The organism is Clostridium sp. 'deep sea', assembly GCF_014931565.1.
Lineage (GTDB): Bacteria > Bacillota > UBA994 > PWPR01 > PWPR01.
The window spans coordinates 1,177,896-1,197,224 of the sequence record NZ_CP063353.1; the positions used below are offsets into that span (position 1 = coordinate 1,177,896).

Annotated in this window: 22 protein-coding genes; 4 read left to right on the forward strand and 18 right to left on the reverse strand. The window is 28.9% G+C overall.

Translation table 11 applies throughout. The features are described 5' to 3' along the window. Positions 1–7 precede the first annotated feature (7 nt). The 9 genes from IMX26_RS05550 to IMX26_RS05585 form a co-directional block, all read right to left on the reverse strand. The gene (locus tag IMX26_RS05550) at positions 8–220 is read right to left on the reverse strand and encodes a hypothetical protein (RefSeq protein ID WP_195160688.1); all 213 of its coding nucleotides are present in this window, start codon (positions 218–220) and stop codon (positions 8–10) included. 78 nt (positions 221–298) lie between these two features. After that, complete coding sequence (locus tag IMX26_RS05555; protein ID WP_195160689.1) at positions 299–499, reverse strand: hypothetical protein; 201 nt, start codon at positions 497–499, stop codon at positions 299–301. A 176-nt stretch (positions 500–675) separates the two neighbouring features. Next, positions 676–951 (reverse strand): YciI family protein, encoded by a 276-nt coding sequence (locus IMX26_RS05560; RefSeq protein ID WP_243259347.1) that lies wholly within the window; start codon positions 949–951, stop codon positions 676–678. 66 nt (positions 952–1,017) lie between these two features. Next, complete coding sequence (locus IMX26_RS05565; RefSeq protein WP_195160691.1) at positions 1,018–1,806, reverse strand: hypothetical protein; 789 nt, start codon at positions 1,804–1,806, stop codon at positions 1,018–1,020. A gap of 37 nt (positions 1,807–1,843) precedes the next feature. Further along, entirely contained in the window at positions 1,844–2,053 is a 210-nt protein-coding gene (locus IMX26_RS17695; protein ID WP_207729325.1) for a hypothetical protein, read from the reverse strand. 417 nt (positions 2,054–2,470) lie between these two features. Further along, positions 2,471–3,535, reverse strand: a complete 1,065-nt coding sequence (locus IMX26_RS05570) for an SEC-C metal-binding domain-containing protein (protein WP_195160692.1) — start codon at positions 3,533–3,535, stop codon at positions 2,471–2,473. 430 nt (positions 3,536–3,965) lie between these two features. Continuing rightward, a complete protein-coding gene (locus IMX26_RS05575; RefSeq protein ID WP_195160693.1) occupies positions 3,966–5,027 on the reverse strand; it encodes a Rho termination factor N-terminal domain-containing protein in 1,062 nt (353 codons plus the stop codon). Between the two features lie 314 nt (positions 5,028–5,341). Next, positions 5,342–5,821: a hypothetical protein gene (locus IMX26_RS05580; protein ID WP_195160694.1), complete on the reverse strand. Its 480-nt coding sequence runs from the start codon at positions 5,819–5,821 to the stop codon at positions 5,342–5,344. Further along, the gene (locus tag IMX26_RS05585; protein ID WP_195160695.1) at positions 5,814–6,482 is read right to left on the reverse strand and encodes an ImmA/IrrE family metallo-endopeptidase; all 669 of its coding nucleotides are present in this window, start codon (positions 6,480–6,482) and stop codon (positions 5,814–5,816) included. Before IMX26_RS05585 ends, IMX26_RS05580 begins: the two co-directional genes overlap by 8 nt. 558 nt (positions 6,483–7,040) lie before the next feature. Here IMX26_RS05585 and IMX26_RS05590 point away from each other — a divergent pair. Further along, positions 7,041–7,589 (forward strand): hypothetical protein, encoded by a 549-nt coding sequence (locus IMX26_RS05590; protein WP_195160696.1) that lies wholly within the window; start codon positions 7,041–7,043, stop codon positions 7,587–7,589. A 213-nt stretch (positions 7,590–7,802) separates the two neighbouring features. Continuing rightward, complete coding sequence (locus IMX26_RS05595) at positions 7,803–9,071, forward strand: IS256 family transposase (protein WP_195160697.1); 1,269 nt, start codon at positions 7,803–7,805, stop codon at positions 9,069–9,071. Here the strand turns inward: IMX26_RS05595 and IMX26_RS05600 are convergent. The 5 genes from IMX26_RS05600 to IMX26_RS05620 all read right to left on the reverse strand — a co-directional run bounded on the left by IMX26_RS05600 (position 9,015) and on the right by IMX26_RS05620 (position 11,940). Further along, positions 9,015–9,695, reverse strand: coding sequence for a hypothetical protein (locus IMX26_RS05600; protein WP_195160698.1), 681 nt, complete (start codon positions 9,693–9,695; stop codon positions 9,015–9,017). The two genes, IMX26_RS05595 and IMX26_RS05600, sit on opposite strands and share 57 nt — an antisense overlap. A gap of 59 nt (positions 9,696–9,754) precedes the next feature. Then, positions 9,755–10,258 (reverse strand): hypothetical protein, encoded by a 504-nt coding sequence (locus IMX26_RS05605; protein ID WP_195160699.1) that lies wholly within the window; start codon positions 10,256–10,258, stop codon positions 9,755–9,757. 165 nt (positions 10,259–10,423) lie between these two features. Continuing rightward, the gene (locus IMX26_RS05610; protein ID WP_195160700.1) at positions 10,424–10,741 is read right to left on the reverse strand and encodes a hypothetical protein; all 318 of its coding nucleotides are present in this window, start codon (positions 10,739–10,741) and stop codon (positions 10,424–10,426) included. Positions 10,742–11,267: 526 nt separating this feature from the next. Then, positions 11,268–11,684 carry a hypothetical protein gene (locus IMX26_RS05615; RefSeq protein WP_195160701.1) on the reverse strand — a complete coding sequence of 139 codons (417 nt, stop codon included), beginning with the start codon at positions 11,682–11,684 and terminating at the stop codon, positions 11,268–11,270. A gap of 61 nt (positions 11,685–11,745) precedes the next feature. Then, the gene (locus IMX26_RS05620) at positions 11,746–11,940 is read right to left on the reverse strand and encodes a helix-turn-helix domain-containing protein (protein WP_195160702.1); all 195 of its coding nucleotides are present in this window, start codon (positions 11,938–11,940) and stop codon (positions 11,746–11,748) included. Positions 11,941–12,284: 344 nt separating this feature from the next. On the opposite strand from IMX26_RS05620, the gene IMX26_RS05625 reads away from it, so the two are divergent. Both IMX26_RS05625 and IMX26_RS05630 read left to right on the forward strand, forming a co-directional pair. After that, positions 12,285–12,656: a helix-turn-helix transcriptional regulator gene (locus tag IMX26_RS05625; protein WP_195160703.1), complete on the forward strand. Its 372-nt coding sequence runs from the start codon at positions 12,285–12,287 to the stop codon at positions 12,654–12,656. Between the two features lie 335 nt (positions 12,657–12,991). Beyond that, the gene (locus IMX26_RS05630; RefSeq protein WP_195160704.1) at positions 12,992–13,348 is read left to right on the forward strand and encodes a helix-turn-helix transcriptional regulator; all 357 of its coding nucleotides are present in this window, start codon (positions 12,992–12,994) and stop codon (positions 13,346–13,348) included. Positions 13,349–13,459: 111 nt separating this feature from the next. Here IMX26_RS05630 and IMX26_RS05635 read toward each other — a convergent pair whose 3' ends face one another. From IMX26_RS05635 to IMX26_RS05650, 4 genes are read right to left on the reverse strand one after another with little or no spacing between them, the layout of a single operon-like run. After that, on the reverse strand, positions 13,460–14,440 hold the full coding sequence (locus tag IMX26_RS05635; RefSeq protein ID WP_195160705.1) for an AraC family transcriptional regulator: 981 nt from the start codon (positions 14,438–14,440) through the stop codon (positions 13,460–13,462). A 21-nt stretch (positions 14,441–14,461) separates the two neighbouring features. Next, positions 14,462–15,838 (reverse strand): MATE family efflux transporter, encoded by a 1,377-nt coding sequence (locus IMX26_RS05640; protein ID WP_195160706.1) that lies wholly within the window; start codon positions 15,836–15,838, stop codon positions 14,462–14,464. An 11-nt stretch (positions 15,839–15,849) separates the two neighbouring features. Beyond that, positions 15,850–17,574 (reverse strand): ABC transporter ATP-binding protein, encoded by a 1,725-nt coding sequence (locus IMX26_RS05645; protein ID WP_195160707.1) that lies wholly within the window; start codon positions 17,572–17,574, stop codon positions 15,850–15,852. Position 17,575: 1 nt separating this feature from the next. After that, positions 17,576–19,300, reverse strand: a complete 1,725-nt coding sequence (locus tag IMX26_RS05650; RefSeq protein WP_195160708.1) for an ABC transporter ATP-binding protein — start codon at positions 19,298–19,300, stop codon at positions 17,576–17,578. Positions 19,301–19,329: the final 29 nt, after the last annotated feature.

The following is a 19,329-nucleotide window of genomic DNA, read 5'->3' on the forward strand; positions in this document are numbered from 1 at the left end:
GTTCACCCTACTTCCCACAACAAGGACATCTCTTAATTGGTGCAGCAAGGGTTCTTTTTGCAACAACTTTTTGAGCATTAAGAGAACATAAATCTTCACTAGATAATACTAAATTTTCTTCGATTAAACATAACTCTTTAAGCAATGCAATTTCTACCTTTAACGGATTAGCTTTATTAGAAATATCATTCTTTATTGACTTTAGTAAAGGTGTTAACATATTAATACCTCCATAAAATTTTAATTATTAATTTCTATATAAAAACTAAAATCCCTTTAATAACCAATTAATATCTATTTAATTACTTAACAACCTAATAATATAATTAGATAATAACAAACCAAAGATGTTTATAAATATAATTAAGCCTATAAACATCATAAAACTCATTTCGGAGTAGGTTTTATTTTTTACTTCTTTAGGTAACATCTCCCACAGTATTATAGATACTAATAAGTAACAAGCTGCTCTTATTAGCAATATGGTTATTCCGCTCAATTAATCTACACCCCTTTTTTTACATGCTAGTTTGAGAAGATTTATATGAATTTTATGTAATTATAGTATTGTTTGGTTTTTTACACTAATAATATATCATATTTTTAGATATTATTGTTACAAAAAGGAGCTGTCTCTCAGAATTTGAGTAACAACTCCTTTCAATTCTCTTACTTTTAGTGAGAAGATAATACAATCTCCCACTCTACTAATTCATATTTATACAAACCTCGTACTATTAGAGGGTCACCTTCGGCAACTTTTTTTGCCTCTAATAAATCTTTGGCAATAAAAATTATCATGCCACCAGGGTTATTTATAAAACCACCTCCGTAAAACTCAGTTTGTTCTGCTATATTTTTAAGGTAGTTAAGATGATCATTAAAATCTTCACTAGTTACTTTTTTGCCTTCTACTTTATAATCAGTTCTCACAAAGTATTTTTTTCCCATTTTCAATACTACTCATCCCTTTATTGTATTTTTTTTATTACAGTTATATAATAAGACCTTTTTGTCTTAAAATATTTCATAACCAAGCCTATAATTATCATATTTTTCTAAAACCTTTGCTTTAAACCCAGCAAAAGATAAATAGTTCAGCATACCATTAATAGATAAGCTATCACCAGCTAATTGCTCTTTAATATGCTGGCTATTGCTTTCGTTTAGGTATTTTACAAACCAATAGCCTATAATATAATTTGATAATGGCTCAGTTTGTAAACTTTGCTCATTATAATTTTTTAAAGTCTCTAGGGTACTATGTTTTACTTTTTGTATGTTTAGAATAGTTTCTAAAGTATTTAAGGTTAGGCCTTCTATTAACCATTGAGGATATTGGTACTTGTTTAAAGAATGGGTAATTAGTTCATGGATTACTAAGTGGGTTATAACCTCGTTATCGCCATTTTTTTTGTAAAAAATGGCACTCTCTTTATCTTTAGAATAATAATTATTTTTATGCTTCATAAGTGTAAGGTCTTTAATACCTATTATATATTTATCATTATAGCTTTTACTCCAACCACCTATAGCTGGCCACAACTTTTTCATTTTGCGATTCAGTAACATTAAATGAAAACCCACAAAAGGCCATAAAAACAAGGGCGTAGACACATAAACAAATCCTTGCCAACTATTCATTATAAAAATTTTAAGATTTTGCGGAGGAACTAAATTATAGCTTATTTTCAGTTCTCTTGTTACATTCTTAAAACTCTGTTTTACTAGATTTAAGGTTTTTATGTTTTTATCTTTATAATATATTTTACTGTTACACAATTTTTCTTTTTTGTAAAATAACATGTTACCACCCCATGTATATAAAGTGCTTAAATCACCTTTATAATAAATTAGTGGTAACATAGCTAAAACCTTTTTTAAAAGTGTAAAAAATAATTTTCTTTAATGTAGCACATAAAATAATTTTCTTTACAAACCTTAGTGACTTATTGACACTACGTTGTGAACACGATACTATATAGTCTTTAAGACGCGCATCTACAGATGCTTTACCTAAGTATTGTCTGCTCTTAAATAAAGTTATTAACATAGTTTTGCAAATATCCACAACTTATTCACATACTTTTTCACTTATTGGCAACATATACGATGGATTTGAATCTCAACATAAACTTGTTTTCCCAAAAAGTATGGTTTTAAAATTTATAGATAATGTTTCAAATAAAATAATTGAGTTAAAACTTAATTAAGTATTCTAAAGGGTTGGCTAAACCAACCCCTCATCTCTTAAAATAGCTAAATTATTCTATGAATAAACAAGTTACGCAAACAATCTCGCCAGTAATACGTTATGGAACGCAGTGGAATAAAATCGTTACATTAACTAACTAACAATATTCCCCGATAGCCCATTGCAGAGAGCTATCTCAAACCGCGTAGCTAAAGCAAGCAGCACTACGTAATTGCCAACAGCAATTACCCACCACGCAATGTCTAAAGGCCAGCACTATCTTCCGCAGCACTTTTTATACTTTTTACCACTACCACAGGGGCAGGGTTCATTTCTGCCAATTTTTTTGCTTTTGATTCCACTAAAGGGTGCTCCTGTTTGATTTAAAGCCAAATTACGTGTTTCATTAGGTGTATGTCCTCTGTTACTACAAATTCTTGAATTATTAACAACTCTTACAACCATACGTACAGTTTTATCAAATTGTTTTTCACTATTAAATACTACTCCATAATCATCAATATATTTCATTATCTCTGATAACGTACCTTCAGTAGAAGAAATTATTTTTACATCATTAATTAATTCCTTTAAACTCTCTTCATTCCTTATAAGCTTATTTTTTTTAAAGAAATTTTCTAATTCAGTAAGAAATTTTGCATTACTAATATAGTCAGATGTTGTGTATTGTAAGAATTCTTCTTTTTCGGGAATATAATAAGGTTTATCTGCTTGAGCTTTCAGGAGATTTTTATAATCTCCATACAAATCATTAACATATGCAGAGAATAAATGATTATCTTCAATATATAAATCTACGAATTCTTCGGGATTTTGATGATAAACATTTACTAAATCTTCTCTATTTAGTGAACAGTCGTTTTGAGTGTTTATAATATAGGCTAATTTCTCCAATGGAATAACACCATATAAATTTACTGCAGCAAAAAAATAATCTGAGATAACTTGATCTAAAAGTACCTCTTTAAATGTATCTAACATTTCTATTGGAATTACATAGTTAGAGTCTATGTTTAAAATAAGACCTCTATCTAACCAAAAATTAAATGAATGCTCACAAATTGATTCAGATGTTTTAGATACCTCTAATAATTCTTCTAGACTTAGTATTTCTGTTTGCTCTACCTCTATTAAACTCTCTAAGTACCTTTCAGTCCATATTAAAATAATTGAAATAATTAAATCAATTTTATTCATATAGCTTCTTTTAGGAATTCTAAGTACTTTTGCCATTTTACGTAACTCTTTAACACTCTGTTGTTTAAGAGCAATTATAAGATTGTCATGTTGAAGAGTCTTAACTTCAATTTTTTTTGTCATAATAATATTCTCCATACTTAATAATTAAATAATATATAATATTAGGCTTAATGTAAAGAGCTGAAGTATTTATACTTCCAGTCATAGTAATTTATACATTGTAAATAAAACAAGGTCGACATGGAAACCGACCTCTACAAACTAACTTAAACATTTATTATTATGAAATAGACTTTATTAAATGCGATTTAAATAGGGTCAACCCCTCGTTTCTTTAATAGTGTAATTATTTTTTTACACACAGTATGGTAAACAACTACACCGGTAATACGTTTTATGGAACGCAGTGGAATAAAATCGTTACATTAACTAACCAACAATATTCCCCGATATCCCATTACGGAGTTATCTCAAACCGCGCAGTTAAAGCAAGCAGCACTACGTAATTGCCAACAGCAATTACCCACTACACGACATTCAAAGGCAAGCTCTATCGTCCGCAGCACTTTTTATACTTTTTACCACTACCGCAGGGGCAAGGTTCATTTCTACCTATTTTTTTGCTTTTAATTGGTTTGGTATTGATATTTTGAGGTTTTTGACCTCTCATAATTCTTAATTCATTATCACTAAAACCTCTGTTGGTATATATCCTAGTATTGTTTTGCACATTAGTAATATAAGGCACAATTTTTTTAAGTTGTTTAGCTGATTTAAACTGGATTTTATATTTATAGAATGATTCTAAAATTACATCTAAACTAGCTTTAACACTGATTAATCCTTGAATATCATTCACTAAACTAGTTACTACTTCTTCGTCATTTGTATAGTTTTTAACAATATAATTTCTTAGTTCTTCTAAATGAGGGCTATCATCGTAGTAAAAGTCGTCTGCATATTTAAGGTATAAATCTTGAGCTGGTATGTAATAAGGTTTATCACCTTGAGTTTCTAATACCTGCTCTATACTAAGGTTATCACTTACTAATATGTATTCGGCAACAATATAGTTATCTGTTAGCTTAATATACTCGATTTCTTGGCTATTAAAAATTGCTACAAAATCTTCTTTAGTTAACTTATTATCGTTTTGACTATTGTATATTTCAATAAACTTTTTAATAGAGACTATTCCATATAAGTTTATTGCAGCGAGGCAATAGTCTTTAACAAGGCTATTAAGGGCTTTATCACTTACTATTTCGTTTTGATCTAAAGCTAAGTCTGCCGGAACAATTAAGCTTTTATCTTGATAAAATAAATAACCTTTATTTTGCCAAAAATCAACCGTATTTTGGCAAACTTCACTAACTAAAAGCTCACTAAATGTTACTAGATTTTGCTCACTAGCTTGTTCATTTAAGGAACTAAGTATGTTAGGATTTTTAAGTTGAACTTCTAGGGCAGTAATTAATTCTTGTTTTTTCATTTTACTTCTGTTTTTTAGCTTATGTGATTGGGCTAATGATTTTAGCTCACTCAGCTTTAGATTTGTTAAAATTTCACTTAGGTTTACGTTAATAATTTTCACATTACAATTTTCATTCATAACTCTATCTCCATAAAATTGATATACCTATAATAAAGTAAAATGTTAATCTTGTCTATTAAATACTCTAAGATGGCTGAAAAAGTGCTCTTAAAATAACATATTAGTTGTATTTTAGGTGAACCGATAACAGATTTAACTAATAAGTAGTTTAAATCATATTTACTTGGTAAAAGTATATAAAGAATTTCTGTGTTAGTATGTATTAATTTTAAAACGTAATAGGGTTGGACTAAAAACCAACCCCTAGTTACTTTAATTAAAGTTACTGTATGAACTAAGTATGCTAAATAGCTTAAACAGTAAACCTAAAATTATAATAAGCTATTAGAGTCCTTAGTTGAATTATTTACTTCTTCAATATTAGCCTTTACCATGGTATCTACAATTTTCATAGTACTTGGTCTGTTGGGGTCAAATAAAAATTTAACCATTACATAAAATGTTGTTATTATTTGACCCACTATGCTTACAATATATACCTTCACTATTTCATCGGAAAACACTAATTGTTTAAGTCCAAATTTAATCAATACAAAGCCAAAAAATGCTAACTCAAAAAAGAGTATTGCCATTGTAAAATTAGCAATTATTCTTTTTAGATTAAGCTCCTTAGCTGACTCCTCTAAAGCTTTTTGAAAAGCTAAATTTACTGACTCTGGAGTTAAAAGACCTGCTATAGTTTGTTTACCCTCTAAAACACTTTGGGCAGTGCTTTTTACTTCTTCCTTGTGTTTTGTTAGTGTCTCTATTCCACCTGAACAACAGTCTTCTTCTCTAATAAACTTAGGCATTATCCAGGAGCCCTAAAGTATTTAATCGAGAGCCTATTTTTTTTGTTCCTACCCCAAAGTATTGTGATAACTTTAATAATAAAGATTGTTTATAGATACTTTTACTATAGATCTTTTTATTGAGTTTAAATTCTTGACTTTTGCTAATATCTTTGTATTTTGTGGTTATTTTATCCTTATCCATTAGTAAAGCCTCAGCAAACATATCTGCTTCAGCTTCATAATCGTTGTATTCTAAGCTATAATACATATCTATAATTTCATTTATTTTATCTTTATTATCATTTTCAGCTTGCATATGCAAAAAATAGTGAGCTAACTCGTGTGCAACAATATAACGTTGGGCTATTAAACTATCTTTAATATTAACGTAAATTATTTTTTGGTTTTCTTTTATGGATATTGCTCCATAGATATTTGGGTCATTAAACTCAGCTGTAAATACTCTAAACCCTAGTTTATTAGCGAACTTAACCACTTGTAAAGGGTATTCATTGCTAATATTATATTGATCACGAATCTTTTTGACCATTTTTTCTATTTCTAATCGACTTCGCGGACTATAATTTTGACTTTTTATATCTGTCGTTATCTGAGTACTGGGTACAACCTTGGAGGACTTAAAACATTTATCATTACTGTTTACAGCCTTTGCGCTCATACTAACCCCCTCATTAAATTATTTCATACTTCTTTAATAATATATTGTGTTGTCACAATAATAATTCGTACCTTGACAGTATATTTTATTAAAAAAAGCATAGGTATGTTACACATAAAAACATCGATATTAGGGTTTTATGTATGGTACTAAGCAACTTAGTTAGCCAAAGCTATAAATAATTAGTATTGATTTCTTTTAGTAAATAAGTAATAACTGTTTTATATATAAATACTGCACTACCCCAATTAATGATATGTATCTTTAAGATACATGTTACTTAATCTATTAGTAACTTGCTTAAAACTTAACTTATGCTATGGCGTATTTATGTTCATATGACTTTTAATTTAAAACCCAAAATTCAAGACCCTTTGTTTAAAATTTAACTCTAAATAATGCTATATTCACAATCATTTCGTCAAATAATACCGATTAGCGCTTATTTTTGTCCAGTTTTTAAAAAAATGCACAAATTAGTCTTATATATGTTATTTTTATATTGTTAGTATCATTATTTATTTTACTTCACAAATTATTATAAAGGAGAGCACAAATATGAATTTTAATTTATTTTCTGGCGACCATTTAGATGAGTATTTTGACCAAAAAAAATCGCAAATAGTAAATACTATTAAACGCGAAAAAGTTGTACCCAATATTGATGCAATAACATACTCAAGCGATACCACTAGTAAATACAAAATCTCTCCCCTTAAGATCAACACACAAAACATCACTAAGGAATACACCACTGGCTCAAACAATCCAGATATTATTGTTGTTTTTGCAGACATTCCTGTTTCAGGTAACAAAGATTTGTTTCATTTATTTGCACCCGAGTTCAATGACATGAAACCTATACAAGGTATATTAAGAAAAGATACTATCCGACTAACTTTTACTGCTAATATTAATGATACTCACGAGAGCAATGCAAAAAGATTTAGAGATACAATTTCATTGTTAAATAACTATGTTAACAAAATCAACACTGAAGTTAGTTTATTTAATAACTGGCTAGATAAAAATATAGGTCAATTAGTAAATGAGAGATTAATGAGAGAAAACAAAGTAAAAGAAACTGTAGCTAGCTTTAGAGTTTAACAAACAGCCTACTAAAAATTAGATAACTTTTAAATGCACTTAAAAAATTTTATAAATAATTGTAGAAATAAAGATAAATAATAGCCGCTCTTTTAAAGAGCGGCTATTAAGTCAGTTTAGTCTGATTTGGCAGTGTAAAATAGATTGTGTAAATTATAAGTAGAGATAAGAGGCGCCGATTCTCACTTGTAATAACACAGTCTATTTTTTATAATGCAACTAGACAAGAGGAGAGAACATTATGGCACGAAAAAAAGAGATCCCCAAAAAATAGAATTTGCAAAGCAACTAATCCAATTATATAAACCTAAGACAACGGATGATGTAGCAAACGCACTAAAAGACTTACTTGGTCCAATTATGGAAGATATGCTAGAAGAAGAAATGAATGAACATTTGGGATATGACAGATACTCTCATGAGGAAAAGGAAAATAGCAACAGAAGGAATGGAGTGCACAAAAAAAGCTTAAAATCATCTTATGGAGAATTTGATATTAATGTACCTAGAGATAGAGATGCCACATTTGAGCCTGAGATAGTTCCTAAAGGGAAGAAAGATATTTCTCAAATTGAGCAGAAAATTATTAATATGTATGCAAAGGGAACAAGTACACGAGATATCTCAGATACAATAAATGATATGTATGGGGTTACAATGTCGCACGATACAATTAGTAATATTACTGATAAAATAATGGATCGAGTAATAGAATGGCAAAATAGAGACCTTAACCCTTGCTATCCATTTGTATTTGTAGATTGTATGTATCTTAAAGTTAAAGATGGCATTAAAACATCTAAAAGAGCTTTATATACCATTCTAGGATACGATTTAAGTGGTAAGAAGGATATTTTAGGTGTATGGATAGGTGAAGAAAGTGAAAGTGCACATTATTGGTTAAATATCTTTCAAGAGATAAAAGAACGTGGTGTAGAAGATATATTTATAATATCTATGGACGGTTTAACTGGACTAGAAGATGGCGTAAAGAATGTTTACCCACAAACACTAGTGCAGCGTTGCTTGGTACACTTAATTCGTAATTCACTCAAGTTTGTACCAAGTAAAGATTTTAAAGAATATACTAAAGATCTGAAAACAATATATAATGCTGTAAGTTTACAAGCTTCAGTAGCACAATTTGATAAGTTTAAGGAAAAGTGGTCTAGGTATAATGGAGCAATAAGTGTGTGGGAGCGCAATTGGATACATGTTGAGCAGCTCTTCCAGTTTTCGAAATATATTAGAAAGGTGATTTATACTACTAATGCCATAGAATCGATACACTCCTCATTTAGAAAGGTTACTAAAAATAAAGGGGCATTTCCGAATGATCAGGCAGTCATCAAACTTATATATCTACGTATTCAAGATATTAAAAACAAATGGAATAATAGACCAATTGCTAATTGGGAAAAAATACTAAATGAATTTATGATGGTTGAAGATTTCAAAAGGCGAATTGAGATATACCTCTAATTCGCCAGATAAATTTAATAAATATTTACACAAAAAACTTGACAAGCCCTCTGATTTTGTTTTAGGTAATACATTTTCACTATATTCTCTTAATGCATCTACATATAACTTAAAATTATCATTATTTTTATAGTATTTAATCATATCTTTATTTACAAGGTTATTTATCTTTTCTTTATAGACATCATTTAACTCAGTTAAATAGATATCTAAACAATTTTCTTTGCTATTAAACCCAATAAATTTTATGTTGTAATTTTCTAAATTATCTTTAAGTAGCTCAATAGATTTTATTAACTCGTTGTAGGAAAATTTTACATTATGGCATATTATATTTTCATTATCTAATAACTTAATAAGTTTTTGTAGATTTTCTTCACCAACTATATTCACATTCAGATTATTGTCTTTATCTATGTAAGAACCACCATAATGCTCAGCTAAATCGGCATTATTTTTTAAAATAGATCGTAATTGATCTTCACGAGATAAGCTTTTATGGTAAGCTATACTGTATTTTTTAGCTTTTGCCTGTTGTTTAAGATCCATTTTAATCATATAAGTAAATATGGCTACTGCTACAACTATTATTATTAACATTAGTTTTTTTAGTTTTTTATTCATAATTACACCCATTTTTAAAAATTTAATTTGTGTTTACACTTAATTTTTTGCTTAATTGCTTAATAACCTTTTGCATTATAAAAGGTCACTGCAGAGTCTGTTAACAGTTTAAGAATATCTTCTTTTACTTGCTTGTTGTTTATTGCTAAATACACCTCTACTGTATTTTTAGCAATATTTAACTGTGCTTTTTTTATATTATACCTTGTTAAATTGTTACTAAGAGTATAAAGAGTATTTTGTAGTTGTTTGTATGTAAACTTTACACTATAACATTTAATTTGTTCATTATCTAAGATTTTCTTTAGTTGCTGACAATTGTTTTCGCCCACCATATAAACATGTAATATTCCTTTATCATCAATTAAATAACCTGCATAGTTTAAAGCTAATTGTGCATTGCTTTTAATTGCTTCATTTAGGTTTTCTATTCTTAAGCAATTTTTATGATTTTGATCCTCAGATATATATTTACTTGTTATGTTATAAATAGGTTTATTAATAAGCAAAAAAATTATAAATATAAAACACAAAATAATCAATACTATTTTTTTGAACTTCATAATCTACCCCACAAAATCTGTGATATTTTTATACATAATACAACATATTTCACACCTACTACAACTAAACTGTTAAATTTACCTGCTATGTGCTATAAAAAATAAAAAAAGTCACTACAATTACCCTTGTAATTATGACTTTTAAATAGAAATATTAATTTACTGCTAGATTACATCATCTTTTTTTATGTTTATGTTAGAGGTTAATATTGCTACATAAGGATTCTCATACTTTATATAATGCGGAAAAATAATATTTAACTGACCAGTAGATAAACTAACAGCTTCTATTCTTACTATATGAGGCTGTGAATACTTAAAAAAGTCATCCTCAACATCTTTTATAATTAACTTATGGTATCCAGTCCCTGTTTTTTCTTTACGATGAATATTTACAAATGTTTTTCCTTTATAATGCATTATTTTATTTCCAGGCCCATAAAACACCATACTATTATAAATTTCATGTTTATGTGCATACATAAAATAGCTCCTTTCGCAACTATTTTATTCGATTTATTATGCTTTAATTCCTCCATAAATTTTCTTAAAATAAATTAAAGTTTAGTTTAAATTTAATAATTATATTTTTACATAAATCATTAAATACGTTTTAATCTACTGTTATAAAACTTTTTTAATAAAAAAAGAGATTCGCTCAAAATGTAATCTTACCTCGCTGTTTTTGAGATTATAATTTGAGCGAACCCCTATATAGGCTGGCCTTGTATAAGAACTTATGTAGTATTTCTAATAGCTAATATGCTATGTGCTATTTCTTGAGCACACTCATTACAAAGTATCATAAAAAATGTAGATTCCCCTCCTAATTTCGAAATGGTTAATCGATATAAGTCTTTATTTACACCACAGATTAAACAGCTTGCTGATTTATTGCTACATTTAAGCTTACATATTTGGCTATAAACTTTATTTTTAGGGATATCTATATTTTTAAGTTTTTTAATGAGAACTCGACTATCTACAGAATTATGTATATAAAACAATTTTAAGTAAGAACCTCATCTATTAGTTTATTTGCAGCTATTTCTGCCTTAATAACATTTAAAATATGTAAAGTTTGCAATAAGGTAGTGTGACTTAAGCTCAGTAATTTTTGTATTCTTAAATCTACTGTAGATTCTGTAGTTTTATGCTCTGCTAGATTTACATTTAACTTTACATTTGCACACAAGCTGTCTAAAAAATCCTCCGCAACCAATAATGGAGCTTGTTGCTTTTGGAATAAATCTTGTACTTGCATTATAATCTGTTCATTAAAATTATGCCCTACAACAACTATATTAGCTTTATTTATATCTTTTACAAATGTGTTGTTAGATTTGCTTATTATATTTTCTGCCTCTTGGTATGTAAAGTTATTTAACTGCCCTGTTATAAATATTTTGTTATTGCTTTTTGTCAATTTAATCTCCTTTACTATACTTTTTTTGCATTATATACTTTCACATCTCCCTCATGGAGGTTTAAAGTTTAAAAAAAATATCCTCAATAGATGTATTAAAGTAGTCTGCAATTGCTTTTGCCTCTACTAGCGTAAAACCTCTTTCACCAGCCTCTTTTTTATAGTATGCTCCAATGGTTTTTACTCCTATGAGCTTTGCTAGTTGGCTTACCTCTACATTATGTAATTTACGTAAATTCCTTAATTTATGAAACATTTCACCCCACTACTTTCAATTTTTGTGCTTATATACATAATAATAGCCATGAGGGAGACTGTCAAGATATTTTTTAAATTTTATAACCTTTTTGGAGATATTTTTATTATTATCCATAAAATAAAAAGCTTAGTTAATGAAAAATGATATAATTTTTAATAAAATATTAGCTGTTTAATTTTTTTAATAAACTACAGGTATAACTCTTACTATTATACCTCTATACTATAACAAATGCCAGTTTGGATACTCTCTAACTCCGCTAAGGTTATTTTATAACCTTTTTGGAGATTAATTTGCAATTCTCCATTGTGGATAATAGAATTAAGCTAAGGAGTGAGAATATGTTTAAAGGAGACCGACTAAGAAATTTACGTAAAAATATTAGCATAACTCAAAAAGACTTAGCTAAAATATTAAAAATTTCTAAAGGCAATATATCACGCTACGAAACAGGCATTAGAGAGCCAGATTTAGATTTGTTAATTAAAATTGCTGATTTTTTTAAGGTAACTACCGATTATTTACTAGGATTAACTAACATTAAAAACTGTTCTGTAAATGAGTTTTATATTAATGATAAAAATAATGAATATAGTATTAATTTAAACGATATTAGTGAAGAGTATTTGTTATTAGCAAAAAAACTACAAGATGAGAAAATTGACCCTAAAGCTATTGAAACTATAATACCAGCATTAATAAAACAAAGCTAATTTTTTTTAGATCATCTCTATTAATTAATAGAGATTTTTGTTTTAATTATCCTTATTAGCTCCATATTTTGCCCTCTCATAGATAATTTATACCTCACTATATTTATACATAAGATTATTAATTTTTTAGCTACAAACACTATATACCTTAAGCCAGCTTTTAATTAGATTATTAACAATAATATATTAATATTTAGTTAGTATATCCTATTAATTTTGCATTAAATATCCATAAAGGAGATTGTAAATATTTTTCAAATTTATCATATCCTTTTTGGAGAAACTGTTGCGATTCTCCATAATGGATAATAAAATATAGCTAAGGAGTTGAGTTTATGTTTAAAGGAGATAGGTTAAAAAGCCTACGTAAAGAACGTAATATAACCCAAAAATACTTAGCTGAAAAGCTGTTATTTTATAAGGGTAATATTTCTCGTTATGAAACCGGAATAAGACAGCCAGATTTAGGGCTAGTTATTAAAATGGCTAACTATTTTAATGTAACTACTGACTATTTATTAGGTTTATCTAATTTGCCTAAAAATTTTTATGTGCGAGATGAGCAAAAAAATTATTATTACATAGATATAAAAGAACAATACTTACAGCTAGCCAAAAAGCTCCAAGATAATAATATTGATCCCAAGGCAGTTGAGAGTATTATTCCTGCTTTACAAAAACTAAAAGAATAGACCTAAAATAATACCTATAAAAATAAGTTGATAATTATATAACAAGAGAACAACACTAGTTGCTGCTCTCTTGTTATGTTAACAGTATCTATTTTATTACAAATTAAAACATTACAATAACCTCTGTTGTGTATCTCTATACCGCTTAGGTGTTATGCCATACCTTTTTTTAAATATACCTGCAAAGTGTCCCGAATTACGATAACCAACTTTTAAAGCAATTTCTTTTATACTATAATTGGTTTCATTTAATAATTGTAGAGCATAATTCATTCGCAAGTTTTTAAAATATTCGTAAAGTGTAGTTTTATATTGTTGTTTAAAAGCCAATTGAAATCTAGTCTCACTCATATTTGCAACCTTAGCTAACTTTGATATAGATGGATATGCTGCGTAGTTGTCTTTAAGATATTTAATTACTCGTTTTAAAGCATTAATATCTTTTTTATTTAACTTAACATTTTGGGTACTTGCTAATGTTTTGTTATAGCTCTCTGCTGCTAAACCCAATACCTCCATAACCTTTCCTTCTAAGTAAATAAATAGAAATTTACCCACCGCACTACAGCTTTCAATCTGCTGAAATGCAAAGCTTAACTCTGGAATATTGGGACTCATAGCTAGGTATTTAATTATTTTTTTTACTTCATTAACCTCGGTGCTAAAGCTATTTGATAAGTAGTGTTTATAATAGTCTTCAGTAACTATAATTTTAGTAAATTTTACGGGTTGATCTTTTTTGCAATATACTATTATTTTTTTGCTATTATTAATGTATGAAAATATACCAGTATTTACTTTGCGTGTTTTGGTTTTTCCTAGTTTAAATGAACTTGAAGCGGTACTAAACTGGCACATTTCCAGATAGTTTTCATTAATAATTGATGTTTTTTCAAAGTCAATATAAGGAGTATAGTCTGCAATAATAATTAAGAATTTATTTTCACAAACAATAAACCTCATACTACCCTTGCCATACTTTTCTGCTACTTTATAGTAATAATCATTGGGATGAGATAGCTCAGGCACTAGTATAAAATTCATATCCTCTATTGAGTTTAAGTAGTATTGATATACTGTGTCATAAATCATCTTATTATCCCTTTTATGTTATTAACAGCTTACACTGCTTGTTTTTATATCATCTTGTTTGCTTTTTAATATTCTATTTATTTTAGCTGCAAAATAAACTGTTATTAAAGTAAGTATAACATCTGTTACTGATTGGGCAAATATTACTCCATTAAGCTTGTACATGTTAGACATTATTAAGATAACAGGAATTAAGATAAAACCTTGCCTACCAATGTTTAAAAACCCTCCTGCTAAAGCCTTACCAATAGATAAATATAGGGTTGCATAGGTAAACTGAAAACCAAAGCTTACAAACATTAAACTATTAACTTTTAAGGCCCTTGCTCCAATTTTAATTACCTCTGAGTCATTAATTAATAAGCCTATTATCTGCTCAGAGAATATCATAACTATAATTGTCCATAACATACAATAAACCGTAGACCACTTAATAGCAACTTTAGTTGTATCTATGATGCGCTGATAGTTCTTGGCACCATAATTATAGCCAACTATAGGCTGATATCCCTTCATAAATCCAAATACCACATTGGTACCAAGAGTTACTACTCTTAAAACTATTCCTAATGCGGCAACAGCAGCATCACCATAAATACTTGCTTTTTGAATGATTAAGCTCATAGAAACACCAGCAAGTACCTGTAACAATAACATCGATAAACCAATTTTAATTATTTGAGCATATATGCTAACTTGAGGTTTAAACATTTTAAGCCCTAAATCTAGATAGTTTTGAGCTAAAAAAAAGAATGTTAGGTAAATTATTAAGGTTACAATTTGAGATATTAGGGTAGCTATAGCTGCTCCTTGAATGCCCATATGTAATCCATATATTAGCAAGGGGTCTAAAATCATATTTAAAACTGCTCCACTAATCATGGCTTTTAGAGTTATATTACTAGCCCCTTGAGCTATAGCAATATTACCAATAGCAATATTAATAGCACTAAATAAAGTGCTAATAACAAATACTTTAGCATACTGCAATGAATAAGGCATGATAGTACTAGTTGCACCCATAAATTTTAATATGCCTTTTAAGTTCAGCAATGATACTATCGCCATTAGTGCTGATAATATTATTACAGTGTAAAAAGCTGTGGCACCAACTTGATTAGCCTTTTTATGCTGTTTAGAGCCTAAAAGTCTGGATATATATGAACCAGCTCCCACTCCAAAGGTTAATCCTAAACCAGAAAAATAAAGGCTTAAAGGGAATGCTACCGAAACTGCTCCCGATTGTTGTAATCCTAAACTAGATACAAAATAGGTATCTACAACATTATATAATGCTGTAACTAACATAGTTATTATCATAGGAATACCAAGTTTAAAAAGTGATTTTGTTACATTGCCCTGTTTTATGAGCATAATTTTTTCATTTTGTTTGTTCATTTTTAGGCCCTCTATACCTGCCAAGCTAAAGCTTGTTCTTGTTGTTTTATCATTTTATAATAATAACCTTGTTTATTAATTAGATTATTATGATTACCCATTTCTGCTATAACACCATCGTTTAAAACAATGATATTATCTGCATTTTTTATAGTGCTTAATCTATGGGCTATTACAAATACTGTTTTGTTTTTCATTAGTAAATCTAATGCTGAGTTTATATTCTGCTCATTATCTGGATCTAAAGAAGCAGTCGATTCGTCAAGTAATAGGATAGGGGCATCTTTTAATATAGCTCTAGCTATGGCTATACGTTGCCTCTCTCCCCCTGATAAAGAGGCTCCTAATTCAGATATTACCGTGTCATAACCATCAGGTAGCTGTATTATAAAGTCATGAGCATATGCTATCTTTGCGGCCTCTATTACCTCATTTTTTGAGGCATTAGCTCTGCCAATTTTTATATTGTTGTAGATTGAATCATTCAACAAAATATTATCTTGGAACACCTCACTAATATATTTTAATACCTCATTTGGATTGACTTGCTTAATGTTGATTTCACCAATCTTAATCTGACCTCTGTTAACATCCCAGAACCTAGCAATCAGGTTTACTATAGTTGTTTTTCCAGATCCCGAAGGTCCTATTAAAGCAGTTTTACTGCCTTGTGGTGCCTTAAAACTTACGTTATGTAAAACCTGCTTATTTTTTTCATAACTAAAAGATACATTTTGGAAACTAATATTATAATTAGTGGGACTAAAAGTACTCTGTGTAAAGGGCAAAGCTTTTAACTCTTTAACACTATTTAAGTTTTTAACAGCTAGCTTTAATTGCTGTAACATTAAGTAGTAACCTTCAAATGCCATTAGCAAGGTTGTTAAAGCTAAACTCATTATTAAAACTGCTATAAATTGCTCAGCATCTATACTCTGTTGATATAGTAAAAAACCTCCCGCTGCTAACACCAAGGGGGTACAAAAGCTAACTACTATTTTGTACATAGAATTAGGAAAAGCCAATTTTTTTTCAGCCTTTATACTTGTTTTTCTTTCACTCTCCATAGAGTCTAAAAGCCTAGAAAACTGTTTTCCAATTAAATTATGAGATTTAAATACCTTAATTCCTGACAAATACTCCATAACCGTACTTACCATATTATTCATAGCTAATCGTTTATTATTACTACAAGATGTTACTTGTTTACCGCTCCATTTTAAAATTGGTAAAGCAAAACAGATTACAACAATTTGTATTATGGCTAGTTTTAAACTAATAAACAGCATACCTAGTAGAATTAAGACACTTACTACTAGAGTTTTAATGCAAAAAGGCAATGCATGTGATAACACACCTTCAAAACTTGCTAAATCATTGGTTAAGGTACTTAACAAATAACCTCTACTATTTTTATTAAAATAGCCTAAATTGAGTTTAGTTATCTGTTCACCTATTTCAGCTCGCACCTCTTCTGCTATTTGAAAGCCAATAGTAAAACAAGATAAATAGCCAACTCGATAAATAACAACTCTAAATATTATGCTAATAAAACAAACTACTGAATAAATTGCTAAACTCTTAGCTGTTAAAGTTTGATTATATAAATCCATTATAAAAAGAAAAAGAATATAATATACTGCCATAGAACCTATAGCATCAAGAGATGTTAATATTATGGGTTTATATAAATCTTTATAGCTATTTTGGATTAAAATTTTTAAGTTCTTAAGCATATTATTCTACCCCCTCTCGATATGAACTTATAAAGATTTGCCACATACTGTGGTATACTGCATTTTTAGATAATAGTTCGCTATGTTTTCCGTGTTCAACTATTTTTCCTTTATCAAAAACAACAATGTTATCAGCATTTTGAATGGTATTTAATCTATGTGCTATCATTATTACAATTTTATTTTTTAGTAAATTTTGCAGTGCTAATTGTATTTTTCGCTCGTTTTCAATATCCGAAAAAGAGGTAGCTTCATCTAATACAACAATTGCAGAGTCTTTTAAAATAGCTCTAGCTATTGAAATTCTTTGCATTTGTCCGCCCGATAGCTTTATTCCTGTTACCTTAGTTTGATAACCATCAGGTAAGCTTACTATAAAGTCATGTATTTGGGCCTCTTTAGCCGCCTTTATAACTAGCTGTTTACTGTATGAACAACCCATTGTTATATTTTCGTAGATTGAAGCCTGCAACATAAATTGCTCTTGAAATACAAAGGATGTTAAATCCATTAAAGACTCTTCTTTAAGTTCATTTATATTAATGCCGTTAATTTTAATGGCTCCCTTAGTAGCTACCCAGTATTTTCCTATGAGTTGGGCTGCAGTAGTTTTACCTGCTCCAGAGGCCCCCACAAAAGCTGTAACCGTATTGGGTTTACAAATAAGATTAATATTATTAAGAACCTCATCTTCATCATACTTAAAGCAAAGTTTTTTAAACTCTAGTACTTCAACCTCATTTTTACTAACAGTTTTATTGCCACTAACTATAGGTTTTAGAGCCAATATTTCATCTATGTTAGCCAGTCCACTATTTAGCTCCATCATACCCATTCTAATAGTCATAAGGCTTTGCAAATTACTATATAAACACATAGATAAAAGCCCAAACAATAATAAGGTAGCGGCTTCAATTTGTCCATTTAAGTAGAGCAATCCTCCAATTGGAATAGTAAAAAGCAAAGATGAATCTAAGACAACTACAGTAATAGCAATGGGCTTACAAGACATTTTTGCCATTGTAATTAGTGTATTAACATATGTTTTTACAGCAGATGTATATCGCTTAAATTTAGTAGCCGTTATGTTAAACATTTTTAAGGTTTTTATGCAATTAACCATTTCATTGCTTGAGGCATTTAGTTCTTCAATTGATTTTGTAAACTGGTTTGTTAATTGGGGGTATTTTTTCATTTTGCGCATAGGCAAAACTACACCTAAAATGCCTGGAATCAATACACATATTGTTAAAATAGGTTGCATTACAAATAAAACAATAATTAAACCAATAGGAACTACCAAAGCCTGAGTTAATTGAATAATATTATGGGCAATAAAATTCTCGAGCCTACCAATATCATCAAAAAGGGTAGTTTTTAGGCTACCCTTATTTTTATTATTAAAAAAACCTAAGTTAAGCTTACTCATATGCTCAATTACCTGTAATCTCAACCTATGCATGGCATTAAAGGCAACTGTATGGGTTAAAAAACTTGCCATTGTAATACTTAGTGTTCTAAATACAACAGTAATTAAAGTAATACTTGCCCACATCATTAGTTGCTGATATGTTAGCGTTTTGTTCATTAACTGAACAATGACTTTATAAACTGCAAAATAAGGAATATAGGATAATGCTGAGTTTAAAATTGTTAATAATATTCCTAATATAATTTTAAATCTACCAGTATCTTTAATAAGTTTAAAAAGTTTTTTATTTTTCATCTCTATCCTTCTCTCTCAAATCTACTCCA